Genomic DNA, 22,257 nt, shown 5'->3' on the forward strand with positions numbered 1-22,257 from the left:
AATGACCCCCGAACTCACCGCCCTCGCCCTCGCCGTCCTCCTGCAGGCCGCGCAGCTCGCGCTCTACTCCGTCCTCGGCCAGAAGGCCGCCGGCACGAAGGCCGCCATGAGTCCGCGCGACGAACCGATCCCGCTCCCGGGCAAGGCCGGCCGCGCCAGGCGCGCGATGGACAACCACTTCGAGGGGCTGATCCTCTTCACCGCCGCCGTCGCGGTCGTCACCCTCTCGGACCAGTCCACTCCCTTCACCGCCGCGATGGCCTGGCTCTACCTCGCCGCACGCCTGCTCTACGTGCCCGCCTATCTCTTCGGCTGGGTGCCGTGGCGCTCGCTCATCTGGGCGGCGGGGTTCCTCGCCACCCTCGCCATGCTCCTCGCGGCGCTCCTGTGACTTCCTCTTGCCCGAAATACCCCGGGGGGTGAGGCCGAAGGCCGAGGGGGGCAGCGCCCCCCTCCCCCGCCACAAACGGAAAGGACTGACCCAATGGCCTCCTACGACGTGATCGTGATCGGCTCCGGCCCCGGCGGCTACGTTGCCGCCATCCGCTGCGCGCAGCTGGGGCTCAGGACCGCCTGCGTGGAGGGGCGCGAAACGCTGGGCGGCACCTGCCTCAACGTGGGCTGCATCCCGTCGAAGGCGCTGCTGCATGCCACGCATCAGTTGCATGAGGCGGAGCACACCTTCGGGAAGATGGGGCTCAAGGTCGGCACCCCCAAGGTCGACTGGAAGGCGATGCTGGCCTACAAGGACGAGACGATCGCCACCAACACCAAGGGCGTCGAGTTCCTGTTCAGGAAGAACAGGATCGACTGGCTCAAGGGCTGGGGATCGATCCCCGGGGCCGGCAAGGTCAAGGTCGGCGACGAGACGCACGAGGCGAAACACATCATCATCGCCACCGGGTCCGAGGCCTCGGGTCTGCCCGGCGTCGAGATCGACGAGAAGGTTGTCGTCACCTCCACCGGCGCGCTGGAACTTTCGAAGATCCCGAAGAAGATGGCGGTGATCGGCGGCGGGGTGATCGGCCTGGAGCTGGGTTCGGTCTATGCCCGCCTCGGCGCGCAGGTCACGGTGCTCGAATACCTCGACCACATCACGCCGGGCATGGACGGCGAGGTGCAGAAGAGCTTCCAGCGAATTCTCAAGAAGCAGGGGCTCTCCTTCGTCATGGGCGCGGCGGTGCAGTCCGTCGAGACGCTCAAGACCAAGGCCAAGGTGCACTACACCCTGCGCAAGGATGACAGCGAGGCCAGCCTCGACGCCGATGTCGTGCTCGTCTCCACCGGGCGGCGCCCCTTCACCGACGGGTTGGGCCTCGACGCGCTGGGGGTCGAGACCACCGATCGCGGGCAGGTCAAGACCGACGCGCACTGGCAGACCAACGTCAGGGGCATCTACGCCATCGGCGATGCCATCGCCGGCCCCATGCTCGCCCACAAGGCCGAGGACGAGGGCATGGCGGTGGCAGAGGTGATCGCGGGCAAGGCCGGCCACGTCAACTACGGCGTGATCCCCAGCGTGATCTACACCCACCCCGAGGTCGCTGCCGTGGGCGAGACCGAGGAGACGCTGAAGGAAGCGGGACGCGCCTACAAGGCGGGCAAGTTCATGTTCATGGGCAACGGCCGGGCCAGGGCCAACTTCGCCGCGGACGGCTTCGCGAAGATCCTCGCCGACAAGGAGACCGACCGCATCCTCGGCGCGCATATCGTGGGCCCCTCGGCGGGCGACCTCATCCACGAGATCTGCGTGGCGATGGAATTCGGCGCCTCCGCCGAGGACCTGGCGCTCACCTGTCACGCGCATCCGACCTATTCCGAGGCCGTGCGCGAGGCCGCGCTGGCCTGCGGCGACGGGCCGATTCACGCCTGAGCGGGTCGGTCGCGCCCCAGATACCGCCGGATCAGCTCTGCCCGGTGGCGGAACACGCTGACATCGTCGAAGGGCGCGCCGTCGGCCCAGGCGGCGTCGATCAGCCCCTGCAGCGCCGGGCGGTCGGCATCGAGCGCCGTCACGGCGCGGGCCAGCCCCTCGACGTCGCCCAGCGGCACGAAACGGCCGCCGCCGTGCGCCGCCACGAGGTCGCGCGCGTAGGCGCCGTCGTAGCCGACGATCGGCGTTGCAGAGAACAGTGCCTCGATCAGGCAGCGGGGCGACTCGGGTGTCCGGTGGCAGAAGAGAAATATCTGGGCCGCGCGCAGCACCTCCAGCACCTGCGCGCGGTCGTTGACGAAGCCCGGCGCAGTGACGCGCCCGGCCAGACCCGCCGCCTCGATCCGGCGCAGCATCTCGGCGCGCTGCCCGCCGTCCCCAAGCCAGGTGGCGGTGAAGTCGACGCCCGCCTCCGCCAGCCGGATCAGCACCCCGACCCAGTCGAGCGCACCCTTCATCTCGTCCGCGCGGCCGACATAGGCAATCCTGAGCGGTCCCTGCCCCGCGTCCCTGCGCTTCGCCGCCCGCCGCGCCGCGGGGATATGGTCGTCCTTCGAGACCATGATGTCATGCACGACATGCGACTCGCGGCAGAAGGGCGCATAGGCTTCGTAGGTCTCGCGCCCGTGGAAGAGGCCCAGCGTCGCACGCCGGATCACCGCACGCTCCAGCGCGGCCATGGGACGGTGATAGAGCCGCTTGCGCAGGCGCGCACGCCACGGCCCGTCGTGCATCCCCAGCCGCACCACCTCGGACTCGACGCGGTCGGTCCAGACGCCGAAGCGCCGCCCCATGCCATGCGCGGTCAAGGCCGCGACCGCCCCCCAGTCGCCAAAGAGACCGCCGATCGAGAAGGCGAGATAGTCGTTGGCCTCGATCAGTGCGCGGATGCGCCGCCGCGTGGCCGGCAGATGCCGGGCGAACCGATCTGGGCGATAGGCCATCGGCAACTGGTGCAGCTCCGCGCGCCCCTCGAGCGGCGCAAGCGCCTCGACCGGCGACCAGCCGACCGGCGGCGCGCCCTCCGTCACCGGCATCATCGCGTCGATAAGCCCGAAATTCTCGGTCCAGCGGGTCAGGCCGATGATCGCCTGATCCTCGACGAAGGTGCGTCCCTCGTGCCGATAGAGCGGCACGGGCGCGTAAATCAGGATACGGTCTTCAACCATCCGCGCACGCTCCGATGCGACCCGGCCGGCAGACTGCGCGCGCAACGCGCCGGCTGACAAGCACATCCGTCGCGCGCGGCCCCGGGTCGTCGCAGCCGCGCAACGGCGTGCCGCGCGAAAAGGGCACGCGCCATTCCGGCTGGCGCCCTCCGGGCTTGGGACCGGGACACTCCGCAGGGGTCGGGCGGCGCAGCGCGCCATCTCATGCCGCGTGCGGCGGAACACCCCCCGCCTCCGCCATCAGCGCGTCCGAGCGCTCCTCCACCTCGCGCTCGAGCCGGGCCATGAACTCCGCAGCAGAGAGGCCGGGCGGGATGGGGTCAAGGAACTCGACCACGGCAAGGCCCGGCTTGCGCAGGATTCCGCGGCGCGGCCAGAAGAGGCCCACGTTGGTGGCCGCCGGCACGCAGGGCTGGCCCAGCGTCTCGTAGAGCACGGCGGTGCCGATCTTGTAGGGCGCCCTGACCCCCGGCGCGACGCGCGTGCCCTGCGGGTAGATGATGAGTTGCCCTGCCGGGGCATCGCCGCGGCTGACGCCTGCCTTCATCTGTCGCAGCGCCTGGGCCCTGCGCCCGCGATCCACCGGCACGCAGCCGATGCGCAGCGCATACCAGCCCAGGATCGGCGCCCGTTTCAATTCGCGCTTCATGATGAACTTCGGCTTCGGCACAACGCTGACGATCAGGATGATGTCGAGAAAGCTCTGGTGCTTGGCGGCGATCAGCACCTCCCCGGTCGGCACGCGGCCGCGCACCTCGGTCCTCAGCCCGACCATCCAGCGCGCCGTCCAGCGGACCCAGGCGCACCAGGTATGCACGCCGGCATATGCGCCGCGCCGGTCGAAGAGCGCCCAGGGCGTGAAGAAAACCGCCATGAGAGCCATCATCAGGTAGCTCTGGCCGACGAAGATCAGCGACAGGAGCCAGCGCATCAGTCGAGCCCCCGGAGCGTGCGCCGCGCGGCGAAACTCGTCGCCGCCCAGGCCACGGCCGCAGCCAGCAGCGGCACGGCGAGCGGCACCGCCCATTCGGCGCCGCGAAAGCCCAGCGCGGTGAGAAAGCCCTCGGCACCGTCCTGCGGCAGCAGCGCCACCGCGGCCATGCCGATGCCCGTGCCCGCAGCGGCCCCGCCGAGGGCGCGCAGCATGAACCGGCGGGTGAAGGCGCGCGCGATATAGACGTCCCGCGCGCCTACCAGCCGCAGCACCTGGATCACCTGCGCATTGGCGGCGAGCGCGGCCTGTGCGGCAAGGGTGATCATCGCCGCGACCGCGCCCCCGATCAGCGCGATCGAGGCCCAGCCCAGCGCGCGCAGCCGGTCCGCCGCGCGCACCAGCGGACGGCGCCAGCGCGTGTGATCGTCGAGCACGGCGCCAGGCACCTCCGCCGCGAGCCGCAGGCGCAGGCCCGCCGCGTCGAGGCCGTCGCCCCCTTCCACGATCTCGACAAGCTGCGGGATCGGCAGCCGCTCGACCGGCAAGTCGGGCCCGAACCACGGCGCGAGCAGGGCGCGCTGTTCCTCCGCGTCGAGCGCGCGGGCAGAAGCGACACCCGGCGTCTGTTCGAGAATCCTCAGCGCCGTGGCCGTCTGCTCGGCCATCTGCCCGGCAGGCGCCGAGATGCGCAACGTCGCGGTGCGCGCCAGCTCCTCGCCCCAGCGATCGGCGAGCCGGCCGGCCGAGAAGGACAGCGCCAGCGCGAACACCGCGAGAAAGGCCATCGCGGCGGCGGTGAAGATCGTCAGCCACGCCGTGAACCCGGTGGGCGGAACGACCCGCGCCGCCTGCGCATCGCCGGCAAGGACAGCGGGCAGCAACCTCACAGCCCGGCCCCTGCGGCGATTACGCGCCGGTCTGCGATGCGCAGCACCCGCGTCTGGACCTGCGCCTTCGCCGCGCGGATCAGCGCAAGGTCATGGGTGGCGATCAGCACGGCCTTGCCGAGCCGGTTGAGTTCGACAAGCAGGTGCAGCAGGCGCTGCGACATCTCCCAGTCCACGTTGCCCGTGGGCTCGTCGGCCAGGATGATCTCGGGCGACATGATCACGGCGCGCGCGAGGGCCGCGCGCTGCCGCTCGCCCCCCGAGAGCTCCGGCGGCAGGGCCTGCGCCCGTGCGCTCAGCCCGACCCACCCCAGAAGCTCGCCCAGGTTCCGATCGTCCACGCCCTGCCCGGTCTCGGAGACCGCGAGGGGCAGCGCCACGTTTTCGGCGACCGACAGATGGTCGAGAAACTGGCAATCCTGGTGCACCACGCCGATGCGGCGGCGCGCCCGCGCAATCCCGTCGCGGTCCATCTCCCCCAGTTCCTTGCCGAAGATGGTCAACCGCCCGGCCGTGGGCCTGAGCGCGCCGTAACACAGGCGCAGCAGCGTGGTCTTTCCCGCGCCCGAGGGTCCGGTCAGGAAATGAAAGCTGCCCGGCGCAAGATGCAGGTCGATCTCGCGCAGCAGGTCGCCGCCGCCATAGCTGTAGCTCACGCTCTCGAGCTCGATCACGCCTGCCCCCTCGCCGCCCCGGCACTTGTTGTGCCTCAGCACCGGTCCGCTTGCAATCCGCCCGAGGCCTGGGGCAAGACGCTACACTCCACGGCGGCATCGCCTTACCATCTGCCCGCGTTATGCGTTCCAGGGACCCGGGGTATTCCATGCGGCTGATCTGTCCGAATTGCGGCGCACAATACGAGGTGCCGGACGAGGTCATTCCCGTGGCGGGGCGCGACGTGCAGTGCTCCAGCTGCGGGCACACGTGGTTCCAGACACGCGAGGGGCCGGAGGAGTCGGCACCGCCGACACCGGAACCGCAACCTGCAATCCCGCCTACTGCCTCGGACGAACCATCCGCGGCGGCAGAGCCAGCACCGGCACAGCCCGCCGGGGCGCCCCCGCCCGAGGCGGCCGGCGGCCCCCGGGAGGAAACGCCATCGGCAGCCGAGGACCCCGAAGCGACGCCGCCGCGCCGCCGGCTCGACCCGGAGGTCGCGGCACTCCTGCGTGAAGAGGCGGAACGGGAAAGCCGCGCACGGGCGGCGGAGAGCCAGCCGCTGGAATCGCAGCCCGATCTTGGACTGGAAGACGGAGGATCCCGCCCGGCGCCCGATGCAAAAGTGGGCGCGGACGGGCCTGCGCGCAGCGGCGAACGCTCGCGCGGCAGCCTGCTGCCGGACATCGACGAGATCAACCGCGGCCTGCGACCGGCCGAGGCGGAAGCGGACCCCGTGCCGGAGGCCAAGCCGTCGCCGGACGCGCCGGCGCGCGGATCGGGCTTTTCCCGCGGCTTCGCCCTGGCCCTGCTCCTGGGCGTCGTGATTGTCGCGCTCTACAGTCAGGCGGGTCGCATCGCGGCGGCGGTTCCGGGGCTGGCCCCCTTGCTCGAGGCCTATGTTTCCGCGCTCGACGCGCTGCGGCTCTGGGCCTACGACAGCATCACCGCGCTGCTGGTCTGGATCGAGGGGCTTGGCGAATGACGCTGCCGCGTGTTGACGCGGCGCTTGTGCGTTGCCTCCTTCGACGGGTCCCCCTGACCGAAGAGCGGTGCGGTCGGTCCGGCCACCCCTGCTGGAAACAGCGGTAGCACCTGCATCCCGTCGAACCAAAGATGTCGCAGATGCCAGCCACTCCTGGAGCGGTTTGAGACAGGCAAGGTCGGCAGAGCGTCAGAAACGTTCCAGCAGCCGCTCGAGGTAGTCGCGTTCCACCTCTGGCCGCTCCGCTTCGCCGCTGCGGCGGCGCAGTTCTTCCAGCAGGTCGCGGGCACGGCGATAGACGTCCTCGCCCTGCAGCAGGTTTTCTTCGGTGCCCATCTGGCCGCCGGAGCCCGCGCTGCGACCCAGCGGATCGCGCGACTCCTCAGAGGGATCGCCCTCGGCCATGCCCTGCTCGCCCTGCCCGTTCCGCTGGCCTTCCTGCGCCATGTCCTCGCCCATGTTGCGGATACCGTCGCGCAACGCATCCATCGCCTCGGCCTGGCGGTCGATCGCCTCTGCCAGGTCGCCTTCGCCCAGTGCGCGTTCGGCGCCTTCCATCGCGTCTTCGGCGCGATCCAGCGCCTCGCGCCCGGCCTCGCCCGCTTCGCTGCCAGGGTCCGGCAGCCCCTGACGCTGGCGGTTGAGTTCGTCACGCAGCGCGCGCTGCCGCTCTTCCAGCGACTCGCCAAGGCCCTGTCCCTCCTCGCCGGGCTCGGCCTGCTGCTGGCCGCCCTGCCCCTGGCCGGGCTGCTGGCCCGGCTGGCCCTGCTGGCCGGGCTGACCCTGCTGGCCGGGCTGGCCGGGTTGCTGCTGGCCCTGCTGGCCCTCGCCCTGCTGCTGGCCTTGCCGGTCGCCGCGGTCGAACTGTTCCTGAAGCTCGCGGAACGCCTCGTCCGACAGGCCCTGCTGCTCGCGCAGCGTCTCGGCCAGCCCCTCCATCGCTTCCTGCCCGGGCGAGGGTTGCCCCTCGCCTTGCGTGACGCGCATGTTCTCCATCATTTCCTGCAGCTGGCGCAGCGCCTCCTGCGCCTCGGCCATGCGGCCCTGCTCCATCAGCTCCTGGATGCGGTCCATCATCTCCTGCAGGTCGTCCTGCGTCATCTGCATGCCCGGCGCCTGCTGGGCCTGCTGGTTCTGCTGGCCCTCTTCGCCCTCCTGCATATCGCGGCGTGCAAGCTCGCGCAGGTAGTCGTCGGTGGCCTCGCGCAGTTCCTGCATCAGCTCGGCGATCTCCTCGTCGGAGGCGCCGTTGCGCATCGCCTCTGCCAGCCGATCCTGTGCGCGGCGCAGCCGCTCCAGCGCGTCGCCCAGATCGCCCTCTTCCAGCAGGATCGCGAGATCCCACAGCGCCTCCGCCACCTCGTCGCGCTGCGTCTCGGTCAGGCCGTGCCGCGTGAAGGTCTCAAGCCGGCGCAGGATGACGCGCAGCCGCAGATAGGAGGTTTCCGAGCGGAACACGTCCTCCGGCAGGTAGGAGACCGCGCGCAGCACCTGCGCCACGCGCCCGGCGTTGTCGCGGGTCCAGAGCAGGTCGCGCCGCTGCTCGGCCACGGCCGCCGCCAGCGGATCGAAGAAGCGCCGCCCCGGCAGGGTCAGCGTCTGCGGCTCCGACGCGCCGGTCTGCCCGGCCGCGTCCTCGACCGTCAGGCGCACCTTCACCGGCAGGTTCGACCACGGATGCTTCGAGAAGTCCTCGATCAGGGTTTCCTCGAAGTCCGCACGGTCGCCGGACACGGGCATCGGCAGAGGCACCTCGATCGCCGGTCGCGCCTCGGGCTCGGCGGCAAGGCCATACTGCCGGTCCACCGCGGCAAGATCCAGCTCCAGCCGCGCGGTGCCCGCCACCACGCCGTAGTCGTCCGAGGCCGCGAACGGCAGCGTCATCTCGCCCTGCGCAGAGGCCTCCGCCTCGCCCGCCAGCGCCACGTCCGGCGCGCTGTCGGGCCGCAGCGCGATCTCCCAGGTGCGCCCGCCCGGCCCCTCGACCGCAAGCCGCCCGTCGCGCGCCACGGCGAAGACCTGGTTGGGCTCGGCAGAGGGCTCTTCCGGCACCGGCCGGTCCGAGACGCTCTCTGCCACCGCAAGCTCGCCCACCTCGCCGTAAAGCCGCAGCGTGACCTCGCTGCCCTCGGCGACGGACAGCTCGCCGGGCCGGATGTCGTTGAGATAGACGGACGGCAGGCGCGTGTAGCCCGGCGGTTCGACCCAGCCCTCCCAGGCCGGCCCGCCGGCCAGCGCCTGCGCCTGACCGGGGGCCATGTCGGCGACCGACCCGATGCGCAGCACCGAGCCGAAAAGCAGCGCCACCGCCAGCGCCAGAAGCGCCACGTAACGCAGCGCGAAGGGATCGCGGCGCGCAACGCTCAGGTTCGGTCGCGGCGCGCGCGCCTCTGCCGCCCGCGCGGCCATGCGCGCCTGATGCGCCCGCCAGACCGCGGCAGAGGCCGCGTCCGTGGCGCCCACCGCCTGCGCATCGAGGACCGATGCGATCGGGCGCCCCGGCATGGTGGCGTCGAGCCGTGCCAGCGCCTCGACCTCGCGCGGCCAGCGGAATTGCCGCAAGCCCCGATAAAGCGCCCAGAGCGCGCCCAAGGCCGCCACCGCACCGGCGGTCCAGACCGCCTCGACCGGGACCATGTCCTGCAGCCCCAGCATCAGCGCAGCGAGCGTGGCGGCCAGGACAGACCAGAGCGGCCAGAATGCGCGCGCGGCGCGTTCCGCGGCCATGCCCCACCAGGTCAGCCGCAGCGGCCGGCGCAGGCGGGTCAGGATTTCGGGCGTCTCGGCTCTGTCTCGCATCGCGGCTGGGCGCTCCCGGTCTCGGCCGTCAGGTCTGGCCGATCCTTGCGGAGCGATCCGCTACAGCCATTGGGGGATGGTATCGCGCGCGAGCATTTCGTCAAAGGTCGGGCGCGCGCGAATGACCGCAACGTGATCGCCGCTCACCAGCACCTCCGGAACAAGCGGCCGGGTGTTGTATTCTCCGGCCATCACCGCGCCATAGGCCCCGGCAGAGCGGAACGCGACCAGATCGCCCTCCGCCAGTGGCGGCAGCGGCCGGGCGCGCGCGAAGGTATCGCCGCTCTCGCAGACCGGGCCCACCACGTCGAAGGGTGCGAGCGGCGCGTCCGCCGCTGCCTCCTTTTCGGGCACGATGTCGTGCCAGGCGTCGTACATCGCCGGGCGGATCAGGTCGTTCATCGCGGCGTCGAGAATCACGAAGTCGCGCCCCTCGCCCTGCTTCACCCAGATCACGCGGGAGACGAGGATGCCGGCGTTGCCGGCGATCAGGCGCCCGGGCTCGATCTCGATCTCGCAGCCAAGGTGCCCCACCGTGCGGCGGATCATCGCGCCGTAGTCGGCTGGCAGCGGCGGCACCTCGTTCGACCGCGTGTAGGGGATGCCAAGCCCCCCGCCCAGGTCCAGCCGCCGGATGTCGTGCCCGTCGGCGCGCAAAACCCCGGTCAGCTCCGCCACCTTGCCATAGGCCGCCTCGAAAGGCGCAAGCTCGGTGAGCTGGCTGCCGATGTGCACGTCGATGCCCACCACCTCGAGCCCCGGCAGGCGCGCGGCCTCGGCATAGACCTCACGCGCCCGGGCGATCGGAATCCCGAACTTGTTCTCCGACTTGCCGGTTGCGATCTTGGCGTGGGTCTTCGCGTCGACGTCCGGGTTCACGCGCACCGTCACCGGCACGCGCAGGCCCATCGACGCGGCCACCTCCGACAGCGCCCGCATCTCCGGCTCGCTCTCCAGGTTGACCTGCCGGACGCCACCCTCGAGCGCCAGCCGCATCTCCTCGCGCGTCTTGCCCACGCCGGAAAAGACGATCCGCTCCCCCGGCACGCCGGCGGCCCGCGCGCGGCGGTATTCCCCGCCCGAGACCACGTCCATCCCCGCGCCCATGTCGCCCAGCAGCTTCAGGAGCGCGAGGTTCGAGGCCGCCTTGACCGCGTAGCACACCAGATGCGGTCCCCAGGCCAGCGCCTCGTCGAAAAGCCGGTAGTGCCGCGCCAGCGTCGCCGCGGAATAAAGGTAGAAGGGCGTGCCCACCTCCGCCGCGATCTCGGCCACCGGCACCTCTTCTGCGAAGAGCCGGCCTTCGCGGTAGACGAAATGATCCATGCCCGCCCCTTCCCGCGCAGCTGCTTCTTCCTGGTGAGAACACTCGCTCAGGGGGCGTATCACAGGTTCCTGCCGGAACCCAGCCGGGTTTGATCCCGCTGTAACGTCAGCCGGTTAGGGTCTCAGGGCAACTCGGGGGAGCGTCCGGGCGGCCGCGGCACCGGGCGTGGGTTGCGCGATGGATGTCGAAACGGGCTGATCGAACGGCCTGCAGGTTGCGCGGCTCTTCGGGGTCGCGCAGCTCCGGATCGAAGCGTCCGCAGTGACCGGCGAAAGCGAGTCCGTCGGAAAGCACGCCGAGCCGCTCCCCGGCGTGTCGGACAGACGTGGTCGTCTGCCGCCGGCAGAGGCGCCGGCCGGGGCCAGGCCGGCGAGCCGCAAGCCCTGACGGGAGCTTGTGCATCAAGGGCGACTGCGACCGCGAGGGCGGCGCAAGGCCTCCCGATCCGGTTCGGCAGCTGACGTCATCCGCTGGAGCCACGGGATGAGTTCCCCCTCGACTCTCGCGCACAAAGCCGACTAGTCATGCGGCAGGCCTGACCCCGGCCGGACGAGATGCACGACAGAAATGCGGGGCTCGAGACGTGGTCAGATGTGAGAGTCTCCGCGGCAACTCCATGCCGGCGCAGATGCTTCCCCGCTTGACGACACCCCCGCCGAAAGCCGCGCGCCGAAGGAGGGCGGGCGCAAGCCCGCTCCGCTGGAAAAGACCATGCAGCCTGGACCGAAGAACCTGATCACCGATGTGCCCGGCCTGCTGGTCGGCAATGCCGAGGATGCCGCGCTGAAGTCGGGCGTGACCGTGCTGACCGCCGATCGGCCATTCACCGCCTCGGTCTCCGTCATGGGCGGGGCGCCGGGCACGCGCGAAACCGACCTGCTGGCACCCGACAAGACCGTGGCGCAGGTGGATGCGCTGGTGCTCTCGGGCGGCTCCTCCTTCGGGCTCGCCGCCGCCGACGGCGTGGCGGGCGGACTGCGCGCCAAGGGGCGCGGCTTTGCCGTCGGCGCCGCGCGGGTGCCGCTGGTGCCGGCGGCGATTCTCTTCGACCTGCTCAATGGCGGCGACAAGGGGTGGGATGACACCCCCTACCCGGCCCTGGGACGTCGCGCGTTCGAGGCGGCGGATACGCATTTCGCGCTGGGCACGGCGGGCGCGGGGACGGGCGCGCTGACCGCGATGCTCAAGGGCGGGCTGGGGTCCGCCTCGCTGCTGCTCGACACCGGCGTCACCGTGGGCGCGCTGGTCGCCGCAAACCCGGTGGGCAGCGCCACGACCCCCGGCGAGCGGCACTTCTGGGCCGCGCCCTACGAAATCGGGGAAGAGTTCGGCGCGCTCGGCCCCGACCCGGCGGCGGGCCTCGGCCGCAGGCTGGAAAGCCGCAAGGTGACGGCCTTCGCAGAACAGGGAAACACGACGATCGCGGTCGTCGCCACCGACGCCGCACTGAGCAAGGCCGAGGTCCAGCGCATGGCGACCGCCGCGCAGGACGGCATCGCCCGCGCCGTCGTTCCCGCCCACACGCCCAACGACGGCGATCTTGTCTTCGGGGTGGCGACCGGGGCGCGTGCCTTGCAGGCGCCCGACGCGGAGCGGCTGATGATCGGCCACGCCGCCGCGCTCTGCCTCACGCGCGCCATCGCGCGGGCGGTCTTTCTGGCGACGCCCGCGCCGGGCGATCTGCTTCCTTGCTGGCAGGATCCCGGCCGCGAGGCATGACACGCAGGAAGGACAGGCGACCGGGCCACCAGCCTCTTGGGGCGTGCAGGTAACACACCGCTCTTGTCACGCCCCGTCCTTGACACGCCTCATGCGCGCCAAGCTGCGCGTCAGACCAGCATCCCGCCGTCGCTGTCATCGCCTGCCTCTTCGAGCAGCAGGTCGAAGTCCGGAACGGTGACGTGCCGCTTGCCCTGCAGTTCGATCACGCCGTCGCGCTTGAGCGCGGACATCTGGCGGCTGACCGTCTCGAGCGTCAGGCCAAGGTAATCGGCCATCGCCTCGCGCGTCAGCGGCAGATCGAAAACCAGCGGCCCGGCAGTGCCCCGCAGTTGCAGCGCCGCGTCGCGCCGCGCCACGATGGAGAGCAGCGAGGCGATCTTCTCGCGCGCGGTCTTGCGGCCCAGCACCAGCATCCATTCGCGGGCCGCGTCGAGTTCGTCGAGCGTCATCTCGAGCAGGCGCTGCGCGATATGGGGCGTGCGCACGATCATCGACTCGAAGGGCTTCTTGCGGAAGCAGCACATCACGACGTCGGTGGTTGCCACGACGTTGTAGGCCGAGGTCACGCGGCCGGGCCGGCCGACGAAGTCGGACGGCAGCAGAAGACCCACCATCTGGGTGCGCCCGTCCTCCATCGCCTGGGTCAGCGTCGCGATGCCAGAGACGATCGAGCCCACGAAGTCCATCCGGTCGCCCGACCAGATCACGGTCTGCCCGGCCTCGAAGCTACGATAGTATTTCATCTCTTCGAGGCGGGAAAGTTCGTCCGCGTCGCATCGGGCACAGACGGCTCGGTGCCGGATCGGGCAGTCCGAGCAGTTCTGCGAGATGGGGGCCATTGTGTCGTTCAGCATGAAGTGCCTTTTGTTCGCGCCAGTTGACCTGCGTCAAAGTCCCTACGCTCCCTCGTGTCTAAACGTAGTGACATGATCAGCCGAACACAACTTGCAAAGCTTGGACTGTTCGACGCGAAGGTGCCGCGTTACACGAGCTACCCGACCGCTCCCCATTTCGGGGGCGGCGTCGATTCAGAGGTTTACGGAGACTGGATCGCCGCCGTGCCGGCGGGTGCGCAGGTCTCGCTCTACATCCATGTGCCCTTCTGCCGCAGGCTGTGCTGGTTCTGCGCCTGCCGGACGCAGGGCACGCAGAGCGACAAGCCCGTGGCCGCGTATCTCGACGTGCTCAAGGCCGAACTTTCGCTGCTGCAACAGCGGCTTGCGCCGGGCGTCGCGCTCAAGCGACTGCACTGGGGCGGCGGCACGCCGACCTTGCTGAGCCCCGCGATGATGACCGAACTCGCAGAGGCGGTGGCGCGGGTCGCGCCCTTCGCCAAGGATTACGAGTTCTCCGTCGAGATCGACCCGAACGAGATCGACGGGCCGCGTCTGGACGCGCTGGCGGCGGCGGGCATGAACCGCGCCTCGATCGGCGTGCAGGACTTCGACCCGGACATCCAGAACACGATCGGACGGATCCAGGGCTTCGACACCACGCGCGACGCGGTGGACATGATTCGCGCGCGCGGGGTCGAAAGCCTGAACGCCGACATCCTGTTCGGCCTGCCGCAGCAGACCAGTGCGCGGATCACCGAGACGGTGCAGAAGCTGCTCTCGCTTTCACCCGACCGGGTGGCGCTCTACGGCTACGCGCACGTCCCCTGGATGGCCAAGCGGCAGCAGATGATCCCGTCCGACGCGCTGCCCACGCCGGAAGAACGGCTGGCGCTCTTCGACGTGGCGCGCAGGCTCTTCGCCTGGGACGGCTACGACGAGATCGGGATCGACCACTTCGCGCGCCCCGAGGACGGGCTGGGCCGGGCCGCGCGCGAGGGCCGGCTGCGCCGCAACTTCCAGGGCTACACCGACGATTCGGCCGAGGTGCTGATCGGCGTCGGCGCCTCGTCGATCTCGCGCTTCCCGCAAGGCTATGCGCAGAACGCCCCGGCCACCTCGGCACACACGACGGCAATCCGGGACGGGCGCTTCTCGACCGCACGCGGCCACGTCTTTTCCGACGAGGACCGCTGGCGCGGCAGGATGATCGAGGCGCTGATGTGCGACTTCCGCATCGACGGCGAAGAGATGGTGCGGGACTACGGGCTGTCCAGACTGCGGCTGGCCAGCATGTTCCGCGCCGCGAACGAGGCCTTCGACGGGCTGCTCCAGGTGGACGAGAGCGGCCTTGCGATTCCGCCCTCCGCGCGGCCGCTGACCCGAATGGTGGCGCGGGTGTTCGATGCCTATGAACTGGACAAGGCGGGGCATTCTCCGGCCATCTGAGGGGGCGCCCGGCCGCGCCCGCGGCCCGAGGCGCGCACGGGAGGGCCTATGCGCGTCGCCACCTTCAACATGCAGAACCTGCGCCTGCGCGCCGGCCGGCTCGACGGCGCGCGCGATGCCGACGGCGCGCCGGACGGCTCCGCGCTGCGCCATGACGACGCCGACCGCCGCCTGGGCGCGCGGCTGATTGCCGAGGCCGCGCCCGACGTCATCGCCCTGCAGGAGGTCTTCGACCGCGCGGCGCTCGATTTCTTCCACGACCGCCTGCTCGCGCCGCTGTCGGAGCTGCGCTATCCGCACCGGGTCTGCCTGCCGGGCAACGACGGGCGCGGGCAGGACATCGCGCTGATGAGCTGCCGCCCGCTGGCCGAGGTCAAGGGACACGCGGCGCTCACCCCCCGCGACCTGAACCTCGAAGCGCCGCGCGGCATGAACCCGTCTCACCCCGTCTTTCGCCGCGACTGCCTGACCGCCCGCGCGGGCGCTCTCACGCTCTTCGTCTGTCATTTCAAGGCGCCCTGGCCCCGGGCGCGCAAGGCCTGGGCCGTGCGCCGGCTGGAGGCACAGGCGGTGCGGCGGCTGGTCGAGCGGCGCTTTGACGACCCCGCCTCGGCGCTCTGGCTGGTGCTGGGAGATCTCAACGATCCCATGGACGGGCCGGAGCCCGCGATTGCGCCGCTGCTGCCGCCCTTTTCGGTGGACCTGCTGGCGCGCCTGCCGCCGGACGAACGCTGGTCCTGGCACGATTCGGACACTGGGACCTATGGCCGCCCCGATGCCCTGCTCGCCTCGCCCGCGCTCGCAGGTCGCTTCCCTGCCGCCCGTCCGCGGCTTCACCGCGCAGGCCTCGGGCACGAGGCGCAGCGGCACCACGGTCACCGCTTCGCCGCGACGGGATGGCACCGGCCGCACGCGAGCGATCACGCTCTGGTGGCCGTGGATTTTCCCGGCCTCTGAGGGGGGCGACGGTATCGGACGGAACGGATGGCGAAAGCTGGCGAAGTCGACGGGCGCGGGCCTGCGGCCTTTTCAGGCCACCCGCCCCGCGGGGTCGAAGGCAGCCTGCAGCAGCTTGCGGGTATAGGGATGCTGCGCGCGGTCGAAGATCTCTTCCGCGGCACCGTATTCCACCACGTCGCCGTTCTGCATCACCATGACCTTGTGCGACATGGCGCGCACGACCCGCAGGTCGTGGCTGATGAAGAGATAGGCCATGCCGTGGCGCGCCTGCAGGTTGCGCAGGAGGTCCACGATCTGCACCTGCACGGTCATGTCGAGCGCCGAGGTCGGCTCGTCCAGCACCAGCAGCTTCGGCCGCAGGATCATGGCGCGCGCGATGGCGATGCGCTGGCGCTGTCCGCCGGAGAACTCGTGCGGATAGCGGTCCATCGTCGCGGGGTCGAGGCCAACCTCGGCCATCACCTCGGCCACCAGATCGCGTTCGTTACGGCCCGCCTCACGCATCCCGTGCACGCCCAGCCCCTCGGCGATGATCTGGTGACAGGTCATCCGGGGGCTGAGGGACCCGTAGGGATCCTGAAAGACGATCTGCATGTCGCGGCGCAGGCGACGGAGCTTCCGCACCGACCAGGCGTTCACGTCCTCGCCCATGTAGGTGATGCCGCCCTCCGACGTGATGAGCCGCATCAGCGCCATCGCCAGCGTCGTCTTGCCGGAGCCGGACTCGCCCACGATGCCCAACGTCTCGCCGGCGCGGACGCTGATCGTGGCGTCGTTGACGGCCTTGACGTGGCCCACGGTGCGTTTCAGGAAACCCTTCTGGATCGGGAACCAGACCTTGAGGTTGTCGGTGCGCGCAACCTCATCGGCGCCGTCCGGGATCGGGGCCGGCCGGCCGGTGGGTTCGGCCGCCAGCAGCATCTGCGTATAGGGGTGCCGGGGATTGGCGAAAAGCCCGGCCGTCTCGCCGGTTTCGACGATCTCGCCGTCCTTCATCACGCAGACGCGGTCGGCGATGCGCCGCACGATGCCCAGATCGTGGGTGATGAACAGCAGGCCCATCCCCTCCTCGGCCTTGAGCTGGGCCAGAAGTTCGAGGATCTGCGCCTGGATCGTGACGTCCAGCGCGGTGGTGGGCTCGTCCGCGATCAGGATGTCGGGCCGGTTGGCCAGCGCCATGGCGATCATGATGCGCTGCCGCTGGCCGCCCGACAGCTGGTGCGGATAGGCGCCCAGCCGGCTCTCGGCATCGCGGATGCCCACCCGGTCGAGCAGGTCGAGGATGCGGGCGCGCGCGGCGTCCCCCACCAGCCCCTGATGCAGCATCAGGCTTTCGCGGATCTGCTTCTCGATCGTGTGCAGCGGGTTGAGCGAGGTCATCGGCTCCTGGAAGATGAAGCTGATGTCGTTGCCGCGCACCTTCCTGAGCAGCGCGTCGTCGGCGCCGATCATCTCCTGCCCGTTGTAGCGCACGCTGCCCTCGACCTCGGCCGCCGGCCCCAGAAGCGACACGGTGGACAGCGCCGAGACCGACTTGCCCGAGCCGCTCTCGCCCACGATCGCGACGGTTTCGCCCTTGTCGACGGAGAAGGAGACGCCGCGCACGGCGCGCACCGGCTGCCCCTCCTGCCGGAAGGTGACGGACAGATCGCGGACGTCGAGAACCGGGCTCACTGGAAGGTCTTCCTGGGGTCGAAGGCATCGCGCACGCCCTCGAAGATGAAGACGAGCAGCGACAGCATGATCGCGAAGGTGAAGAAGGCGGTGAAGGCCAGCCAGGGCGCCTGCAGGTTCTGCTTGGCCTGAAGGGTCAGCTCGCCCAGCGACGGCGCCGAGGACGGCAGCCCGAAGCCCAGGAAGTCGAGCCCCGCCAGCGTGGCGATGGTGCCGGTCACGATGAAGGGCAGCATGGTCAGCGTGGCCACCATCGCGTTGGGCAGCATGTGGCGGAACATGATCGTCCAGTTGCTGACGCCCAGCGCCCTGGCCGCGCGCACGTATTCCAGGTTGCGCGCGCGCAGGAACTCTGCCCGCACGACACCCACCAGCGCGGTCCAGCCGAAGAGCACCGTCAGGATGACCAGCAGCCAGAAACTTCGCCCGAGGATCGCGAAGAGGATGATGATGATGTAAAGCGCCGGCGTCGCCTGCCAGATCTCGATGATCCGCTGGAAGATCAGATCGAGCAGCCCGCCGAAGAAGCCCTGCACCGCGCCGGCGACGATGCCGATGGTCGAGGCCAGGACCGTGACGATCAGCGTGAACAGGATCGACAGGCGAAAGCCGTAGATGATGCGCGAGAGCACGTCGCGCTTGGTGTCATCCGTGCCCAGCAGGTTCTGTCCGTTGGGGGGCAGCGGCGCGGCGCCGGGCCGGTCCACGACCGTGTTGTAGGCATAGGGGATCGGCGGCCACAGCATCCAGCCCTGTTCGATCTCGCTGCCGCCGACCTCCCCGTCCTGCGCATCCTCGATCAGGCCCTCGGGGTCGTCGAAGCAGTCCACCAGCCCGCCGGTGACGATCAGGCACTGCACCTCGGGGTCGCTGTAGATCGCCTCGGTCTGGAAATCGCCGCCAAAGGCCGTCTCGGGGTAGAACTGGAACACCGGCATCCGGATCTCGCCGCGGTAGCTGACGAGGATCGGCTTGTCGTTGGCGATGAACTCGGCGAACAGCGACAGCCCGAAGAGGATCGAGAAGATGATCAGCGACCAGAAGGCGCGGCGGTTGGCCTTGAAGTTGCGCCAGCGCCGCTGGTTGAGCGGCGAGAGCCAGCTGCGTTCTTGCGGCGGCGCGACAGGTGCGGGCGCCGTCTGGCCCGGCATCCGCTGCTTGTAGGGCACCGCCTCTTCGGTTGGGGTGGGGGTCGCGTCGGGTGCGCGCTGCTGCATGGCTCAGCCCACCCGCCGTTCGAAGTCGATCCGCGGATCGACGACGACATACATGAGGTCCGACAGGATGCCCACGATCAGCCCGATCAGGCCGAAGATGAAGAGCGTGCCGAAGATGACCGGATAGTCGCGCGCCACGGCCGCCTCGAAGCCCAGCCGGCCAAGTCCGTCAAGGCTGAAGATCGTCTCGATGATGAGGCTCCCGGTGAAGAAGACGCCGATGAAGACCGCGGGAAAGCCCGCGATCACGATCAGCATCGCGTTGCGAAAGACGTGGCCGTAGAGCACGCGCTGCTCGCTCACACCCTTGGCGCGGGCGGTGATGACATACTGCTTCTTGATCTCGTCGAGGAAGGAGTTCTTGGTCAGCAGCGTCAGTGTTGCAAAGGCCGAGATGGTCGAGGCGGCGACCGGCAGCGTGATGTGCCACAAGTAATCGCCCACCTTGCCCAGCAGGCTCAGATCCTCCCAGTTTTCCGAGGTCAGGCCGCGCAGCGGGAAGATCTGCAGATAGCTGCCGCCCGCCAGCAGCACCAGCAGCAGGATGGCAAAGAGAAACCCCGGGATCGCGTAGGCCACGATGATCGCGCCCGACGTCCAGGTGTCGAAGGGCGTGCCGTCGCGCACCGCCTTGCGGATGCCCAGCGGAATCGAGACCAGATAGGCGATCAGCGTGGACCAGAGGCCAAGGGAGATCGACACCGGCATCTTCTCGAGGATCAGTTCGGTCACCCCGATCTTGCGGAAATAGCTCTCGCCGAAGTCGAGGCGCATGTAGTCCCAGAGCATCCCCAGGAACCGCTCGAGCGGCGGCTTGTCCAGGCCGAACTGCCGCTCCAGGTCCTCGATGAATTCGGGCGGCAGGCCGCGGGCACCGGCGTAGCCCTCAAGCTCCTGCGCCGAGGAGCTGCCCGCGTCTTCGCCCGCCCCGGCGAAGCCCTCGAAGACGTCGCCCTGCCCCTGCATCTGGGCGATCATCTGCTCCACCGGACCGCCGGGCACGAACTGCACCAGCGTGAAGTTGATGATCATGATCCCCAGAAGCGTGGGAACGATCAGCAGCAGCCTGCGGACTATATAGGCGCCCATGCCCCTACCTCAGCGCGCCGGCGTCGCGCAGTTCTTCCGCGCCCTCGGCGTCGTACCACCAGAAATCGAGCGGACCCAGCGCGTAGGGCGGCAGCTCTTCGGGGTGGTCGTACTGGTCCCAGTAGGCGACCCAGTGGCTGTCGTTGTACCAGACCGGCACCATGAAGAACTCGTGCCGCAGCACCCGGTCCAGCGCCATCAGCGCCGCGGCCTCCTCCTCGCGGCTGTCGGTGTCCAGCGCGGCCTCGATCACCGCGTCCACCAGCGGGCTCGCCAGACCGGCCGGATTGAACAGGCTGAACTCCGCCTCGCGCGAGCCGTACATCTGCATCAGGCCGGTGCCCGCCTGCAGGAAGGCGCGGTAGCTGTCGAAGATCAGGTCGTAGTCCCGCTCGCGCGAGCGGGAGGTATATTGCGACGGGTCGATGCGTTCGACCCTGATGTCGATGCCCATCAGTTCCAGGTTCTGGGCAAAGGTCTCGACCACCGACTCCAGCGTCGCCGAGCTCGACGAGGAGATCGGGAAGTCGAGCCGCAGCGCCTCGCCGTCGGCGTTGCGGCGCACGCCGTCGTCACCCACCTGCCAGCCGGCCTCGTCCAGCAGGCCCATCGCGCGGCGCAGGTTGCGCCGGTCGTTCAGCCTGTCCTCGCTCGACTCATGCGCGCGCCGGGCCGGTTCGGTCAGCACCGCCTCGGGGATGTCCACGCCTTCGAGCGATTCCAGGAACGCCAGTTCCGCGCCCTCGGGCGGCCCCTCGGCCTGCAGCGGTGTGTCCTGCACGAAGGAGTGGCGCTGCCGGAAGAGACCGTATTGCAGCGAGTCGTTGGTCCAGTTGAAGTTGTAGGCCAGCGCGATCGCCTCGCGCACGCGCTTGTCCCGAAGCGCCTCGCGGCCAAGGTTGAAGACGATGCCGTTGGGCGTGGGCGGGTTACCGTCGGGCAGCTCTTCCAGTTTCACCAGACCGCGATCCACGGCGCGGAAATCGTAGCCCGTGGCCCAGGTGCGCGAGTTGCCCTCCTGACGGAAGGTGTAGACGCCCGCCTTGAACGCCTCGAAGGCGGCGTTCTCGTCGGCGAAATATTCCACGCGGATGCGGTCGAAATTGTGCCGCCCCCGGTTGATGGGCAGATGCCAGCCCCAGTAATCTGGATTGCGCCGGTAGACGATGCTGCGGTTCACATCGAGGTCGTCAAGGACGTAGGGCCCCGACCCCACCGCCGGGTCCAGCCGCGGCTCGTCGAGCCGTGCATCGTTTTCCTCATACCACGCCTGCGACCAGACCGGCACGCCGCCCACCTGGTCGATCAGCGACCGGCGCGAGATGCCTTCGGCAAAGGTGAACTTTACCGTGTGATCGTCCAGCGCCTCGGAGGTCAGAACCCGCAGCTTCACCGCCTGCGCATAGCTGGGCAGCCCCTGCTCCAGCAGCAGGTTGTGCGAGAACACCACGTCATGCGCCGTGACCGGCGTGCCGTCCGAGAACCGCGCCTCGGGCCGCATGTGGAAGATCACCCAGGTCTTGCCCGGATCCCATTCCACCTTCCACGCGAGCAGGCCGTAGGATTCGCCGATCTTGTCGGCGGGCAGTCCCGCGCCCGAAGCCGGCATCTCGCCCAAGAGCGATTCGTACATCATCCAGGAATAGCGCCCCGCCCGGCCCTGCCGCGAATAGGGGTTCATCGAATCGAAGGTGCCCGGCGCCCAGAGCGAGATCTCGCCGCCCTTGGGCGCGTCGGGATTCACATAGTCGAAATGCTCGAAATCCGGCGGATAGCTGAGTTCGTCGAAGAAGTTGTAGCCATGGCTGACGACGACCTCGTCGCTGCCCTGCGCCAGCGCGGCTTCGCTGGGCTCCGGAGTGAAGCGGGGCGTGTCCTGCGCGTGGGCGGCGGGGGCCAACGCGACAAGCGTAGCGAGCGCCGCGGCGCGGCGGGACGGACGCAGGGCGCGCGCAAGGGGCACGAATGCGGTCATGGGGCGGATCCTCCGGCTGCAGGACGCGGATGCGGATGCTCTGCACGTCAGAACATGGTGCAGCCACGCTAGATTGCCAGATCGGCCAGATTCAAGTTGCGAATGCGTGAACCTGTGCGCAGCGGCCGATCCGCGGCAGGCGAGTGCCCGAAAAGAGAACCGCCGCGCCCTGAAGGCGCGGCGGCACAACGCGGTTCGACACAAGATCAGTCGGTGTTTTCCCGCAGCCAGGCGACCAGCGCGGCCCGATCCTCCATGTCCTTGAGCCCGTTGTAGGCCATCGAGGTGCCGGGCGCGTAGTCGCGCGGGCTCTCGAGCCAGGGGTCGAGTTCGTCCACGGTCCACTCGCCCTCGGGCAGGTTGCCGGAGTAGCGGAAGCCGTCGACCGAACCGATCTCGCGCCCGATGATATCCACCAGATGCGGGCCGACGCGGTTCTGCTCCTGATCGGCGACGTGGCACGCCTGGCACTGACGCCAGAGGCTCTGCCCGTCGTCCGGGTCGGCGGCGGCCACGGCCTGCGCGAATTCCGACGTCTCCCCGGCGCCGTCCTCTTGGCTCGCTTCCTCTTCGGCGGCTGCCTCCTCGGTCGCTTCCTCCTCGGCGGCGGCGTCTTCGGCTGCGGCCTCCTCGGTCGCTTCCTCCTC

Annotated in this window: 18 protein-coding genes; 6 read left to right on the top strand and 12 right to left on the bottom strand. The window is 69.8% G+C overall.

Annotation, left to right across the window (positions count from 1 at the left end):
- Position 1 precedes the first annotated feature (1 nt).
- Together ACLFOB_RS07480 and lpdA are read left to right on the top strand one after the other, a co-directional pair.
- Complete coding sequence (locus tag ACLFOB_RS07480; RefSeq protein ID WP_410925668.1) at positions 2-391, top strand: MAPEG family protein; 390 nt, start codon at positions 2-4, stop codon at positions 389-391.
- A gap of 93 nt (positions 392-484) precedes the next feature.
- The gene (lpdA, locus tag ACLFOB_RS07485; RefSeq protein WP_410925669.1) at positions 485-1,873 is read left to right on the top strand and encodes a dihydrolipoyl dehydrogenase; all 1,389 of its coding nucleotides are present in this window, start codon (positions 485-487) and stop codon (positions 1,871-1,873) included.
- Here the strand turns inward: lpdA and ACLFOB_RS07490 are convergent.
- From ACLFOB_RS07490 to ACLFOB_RS07505, 4 genes are all read right to left on the bottom strand, one after another.
- Positions 1,864-3,102 (bottom strand): glycosyltransferase, encoded by a 1,239-nt coding sequence (locus ACLFOB_RS07490; RefSeq protein WP_410925670.1) that lies wholly within the window; start codon positions 3,100-3,102, stop codon positions 1,864-1,866. The two genes, lpdA and ACLFOB_RS07490, sit on opposite strands and share 10 nt — an antisense overlap.
- Before the next feature lie 202 nt (positions 3,103-3,304).
- Complete coding sequence (locus ACLFOB_RS07495) at positions 3,305-4,033, bottom strand: lysophospholipid acyltransferase family protein (RefSeq protein ID WP_410925671.1); 729 nt, start codon at positions 4,031-4,033, stop codon at positions 3,305-3,307.
- The gene (locus ACLFOB_RS07500) at positions 4,033-4,923 is read right to left on the bottom strand and encodes a cell division protein FtsX (protein WP_410925672.1); all 891 of its coding nucleotides are present in this window, start codon (positions 4,921-4,923) and stop codon (positions 4,033-4,035) included. Before ACLFOB_RS07500 ends, ACLFOB_RS07495 begins: the two co-directional genes overlap by 1 nt.
- A complete protein-coding gene (locus ACLFOB_RS07505) occupies positions 4,920-5,597 on the bottom strand; it encodes a cell division ATP-binding protein FtsE (RefSeq protein ID WP_410916915.1) in 678 nt (225 codons plus the stop codon). The genes ACLFOB_RS07500 and ACLFOB_RS07505 overlap by 4 nt, the downstream gene beginning before the upstream one ends.
- Before the next feature lie 149 nt (positions 5,598-5,746).
- Between ACLFOB_RS07505 and ACLFOB_RS07510 the strand changes: the two genes are divergently transcribed.
- Complete coding sequence (locus ACLFOB_RS07510; protein ID WP_410925673.1) at positions 5,747-6,565, top strand: zinc-ribbon domain-containing protein; 819 nt, start codon at positions 5,747-5,749, stop codon at positions 6,563-6,565.
- A gap of 189 nt (positions 6,566-6,754) precedes the next feature.
- Here ACLFOB_RS07510 and ACLFOB_RS07515 read toward each other — a convergent pair whose 3' ends face one another.
- Together ACLFOB_RS07515 and lysA are read right to left on the bottom strand one after the other, a co-directional pair.
- Complete coding sequence (locus tag ACLFOB_RS07515) at positions 6,755-9,364, bottom strand: TIGR02302 family protein (RefSeq protein ID WP_410925674.1); 2,610 nt, start codon at positions 9,362-9,364, stop codon at positions 6,755-6,757.
- Between the two features lie 60 nt (positions 9,365-9,424).
- The gene (gene lysA / locus ACLFOB_RS07520) at positions 9,425-10,690 is read right to left on the bottom strand and encodes a diaminopimelate decarboxylase (RefSeq protein WP_410925675.1); all 1,266 of its coding nucleotides are present in this window, start codon (positions 10,688-10,690) and stop codon (positions 9,425-9,427) included.
- A gap of 712 nt (positions 10,691-11,402) precedes the next feature.
- Here lysA and ACLFOB_RS07525 point away from each other — a divergent pair.
- Positions 11,403-12,410 (top strand): P1 family peptidase, encoded by a 1,008-nt coding sequence (locus tag ACLFOB_RS07525; RefSeq protein ID WP_410916911.1) that lies wholly within the window; start codon positions 11,403-11,405, stop codon positions 12,408-12,410.
- Between the two features lie 110 nt (positions 12,411-12,520).
- On the opposite strand, the gene fnrL is transcribed toward ACLFOB_RS07525, so the two are convergent.
- Positions 12,521-13,267: a transcriptional regulator FnrL gene (gene fnrL, locus ACLFOB_RS07530; protein WP_410916910.1), complete on the bottom strand. Its 747-nt coding sequence runs from the start codon at positions 13,265-13,267 to the stop codon at positions 12,521-12,523.
- Positions 13,268-13,339: 72 nt separating this feature from the next.
- On the opposite strand from fnrL, the gene hemN reads away from it, so the two are divergent.
- Positions 13,340-14,695, top strand: coding sequence for an oxygen-independent coproporphyrinogen III oxidase (hemN, locus tag ACLFOB_RS07535; RefSeq protein WP_410916909.1), 1,356 nt, complete (start codon positions 13,340-13,342; stop codon positions 14,693-14,695).
- A gap of 48 nt (positions 14,696-14,743) precedes the next feature.
- On the top strand, positions 14,744-15,652 hold the full coding sequence (locus ACLFOB_RS07540; RefSeq protein WP_410925676.1) for an endonuclease/exonuclease/phosphatase family protein: 909 nt from the start codon (positions 14,744-14,746) through the stop codon (positions 15,650-15,652).
- A gap of 72 nt (positions 15,653-15,724) precedes the next feature.
- Here ACLFOB_RS07540 and ACLFOB_RS07545 read toward each other — a convergent pair whose 3' ends face one another.
- From ACLFOB_RS07545 to ACLFOB_RS07565, 5 genes are all read right to left on the bottom strand, one after another.
- Positions 15,725-17,329 carry an ABC transporter ATP-binding protein gene (locus ACLFOB_RS07545; protein WP_410925677.1) on the bottom strand — a complete coding sequence of 535 codons (1,605 nt, stop codon included), beginning with the start codon at positions 17,327-17,329 and terminating at the stop codon, positions 15,725-15,727.
- Positions 17,326-18,480, bottom strand: coding sequence for an ABC transporter permease (locus ACLFOB_RS07550; protein ID WP_410925681.1), 1,155 nt, complete (start codon positions 18,478-18,480; stop codon positions 17,326-17,328). The genes ACLFOB_RS07545 and ACLFOB_RS07550 overlap by 4 nt, the downstream gene beginning before the upstream one ends.
- 69 nt (positions 18,481-18,549) lie before the next feature.
- Positions 18,550-19,635 (bottom strand): microcin C ABC transporter permease YejB, encoded by a 1,086-nt coding sequence (locus tag ACLFOB_RS07555; protein ID WP_410925678.1) that lies wholly within the window; start codon positions 19,633-19,635, stop codon positions 18,550-18,552.
- Between the two features lie 4 nt (positions 19,636-19,639).
- Positions 19,640-21,610: an extracellular solute-binding protein gene (locus ACLFOB_RS07560; protein WP_410925679.1), complete on the bottom strand. Its 1,971-nt coding sequence runs from the start codon at positions 21,608-21,610 to the stop codon at positions 19,640-19,642.
- A 206-nt stretch (positions 21,611-21,816) separates the two neighbouring features.
- The coding region (locus ACLFOB_RS07565; RefSeq protein WP_410925680.1) for a c-type cytochrome at positions 21,817-22,257 on the bottom strand (441 nt) is incomplete at its 5' end.

The organism is Rhodosalinus sp. (assembly GCF_046542825.1).
GTDB lineage: Bacteria > Pseudomonadota > Alphaproteobacteria > Rhodobacterales > Rhodobacteraceae > Rhodosalinus.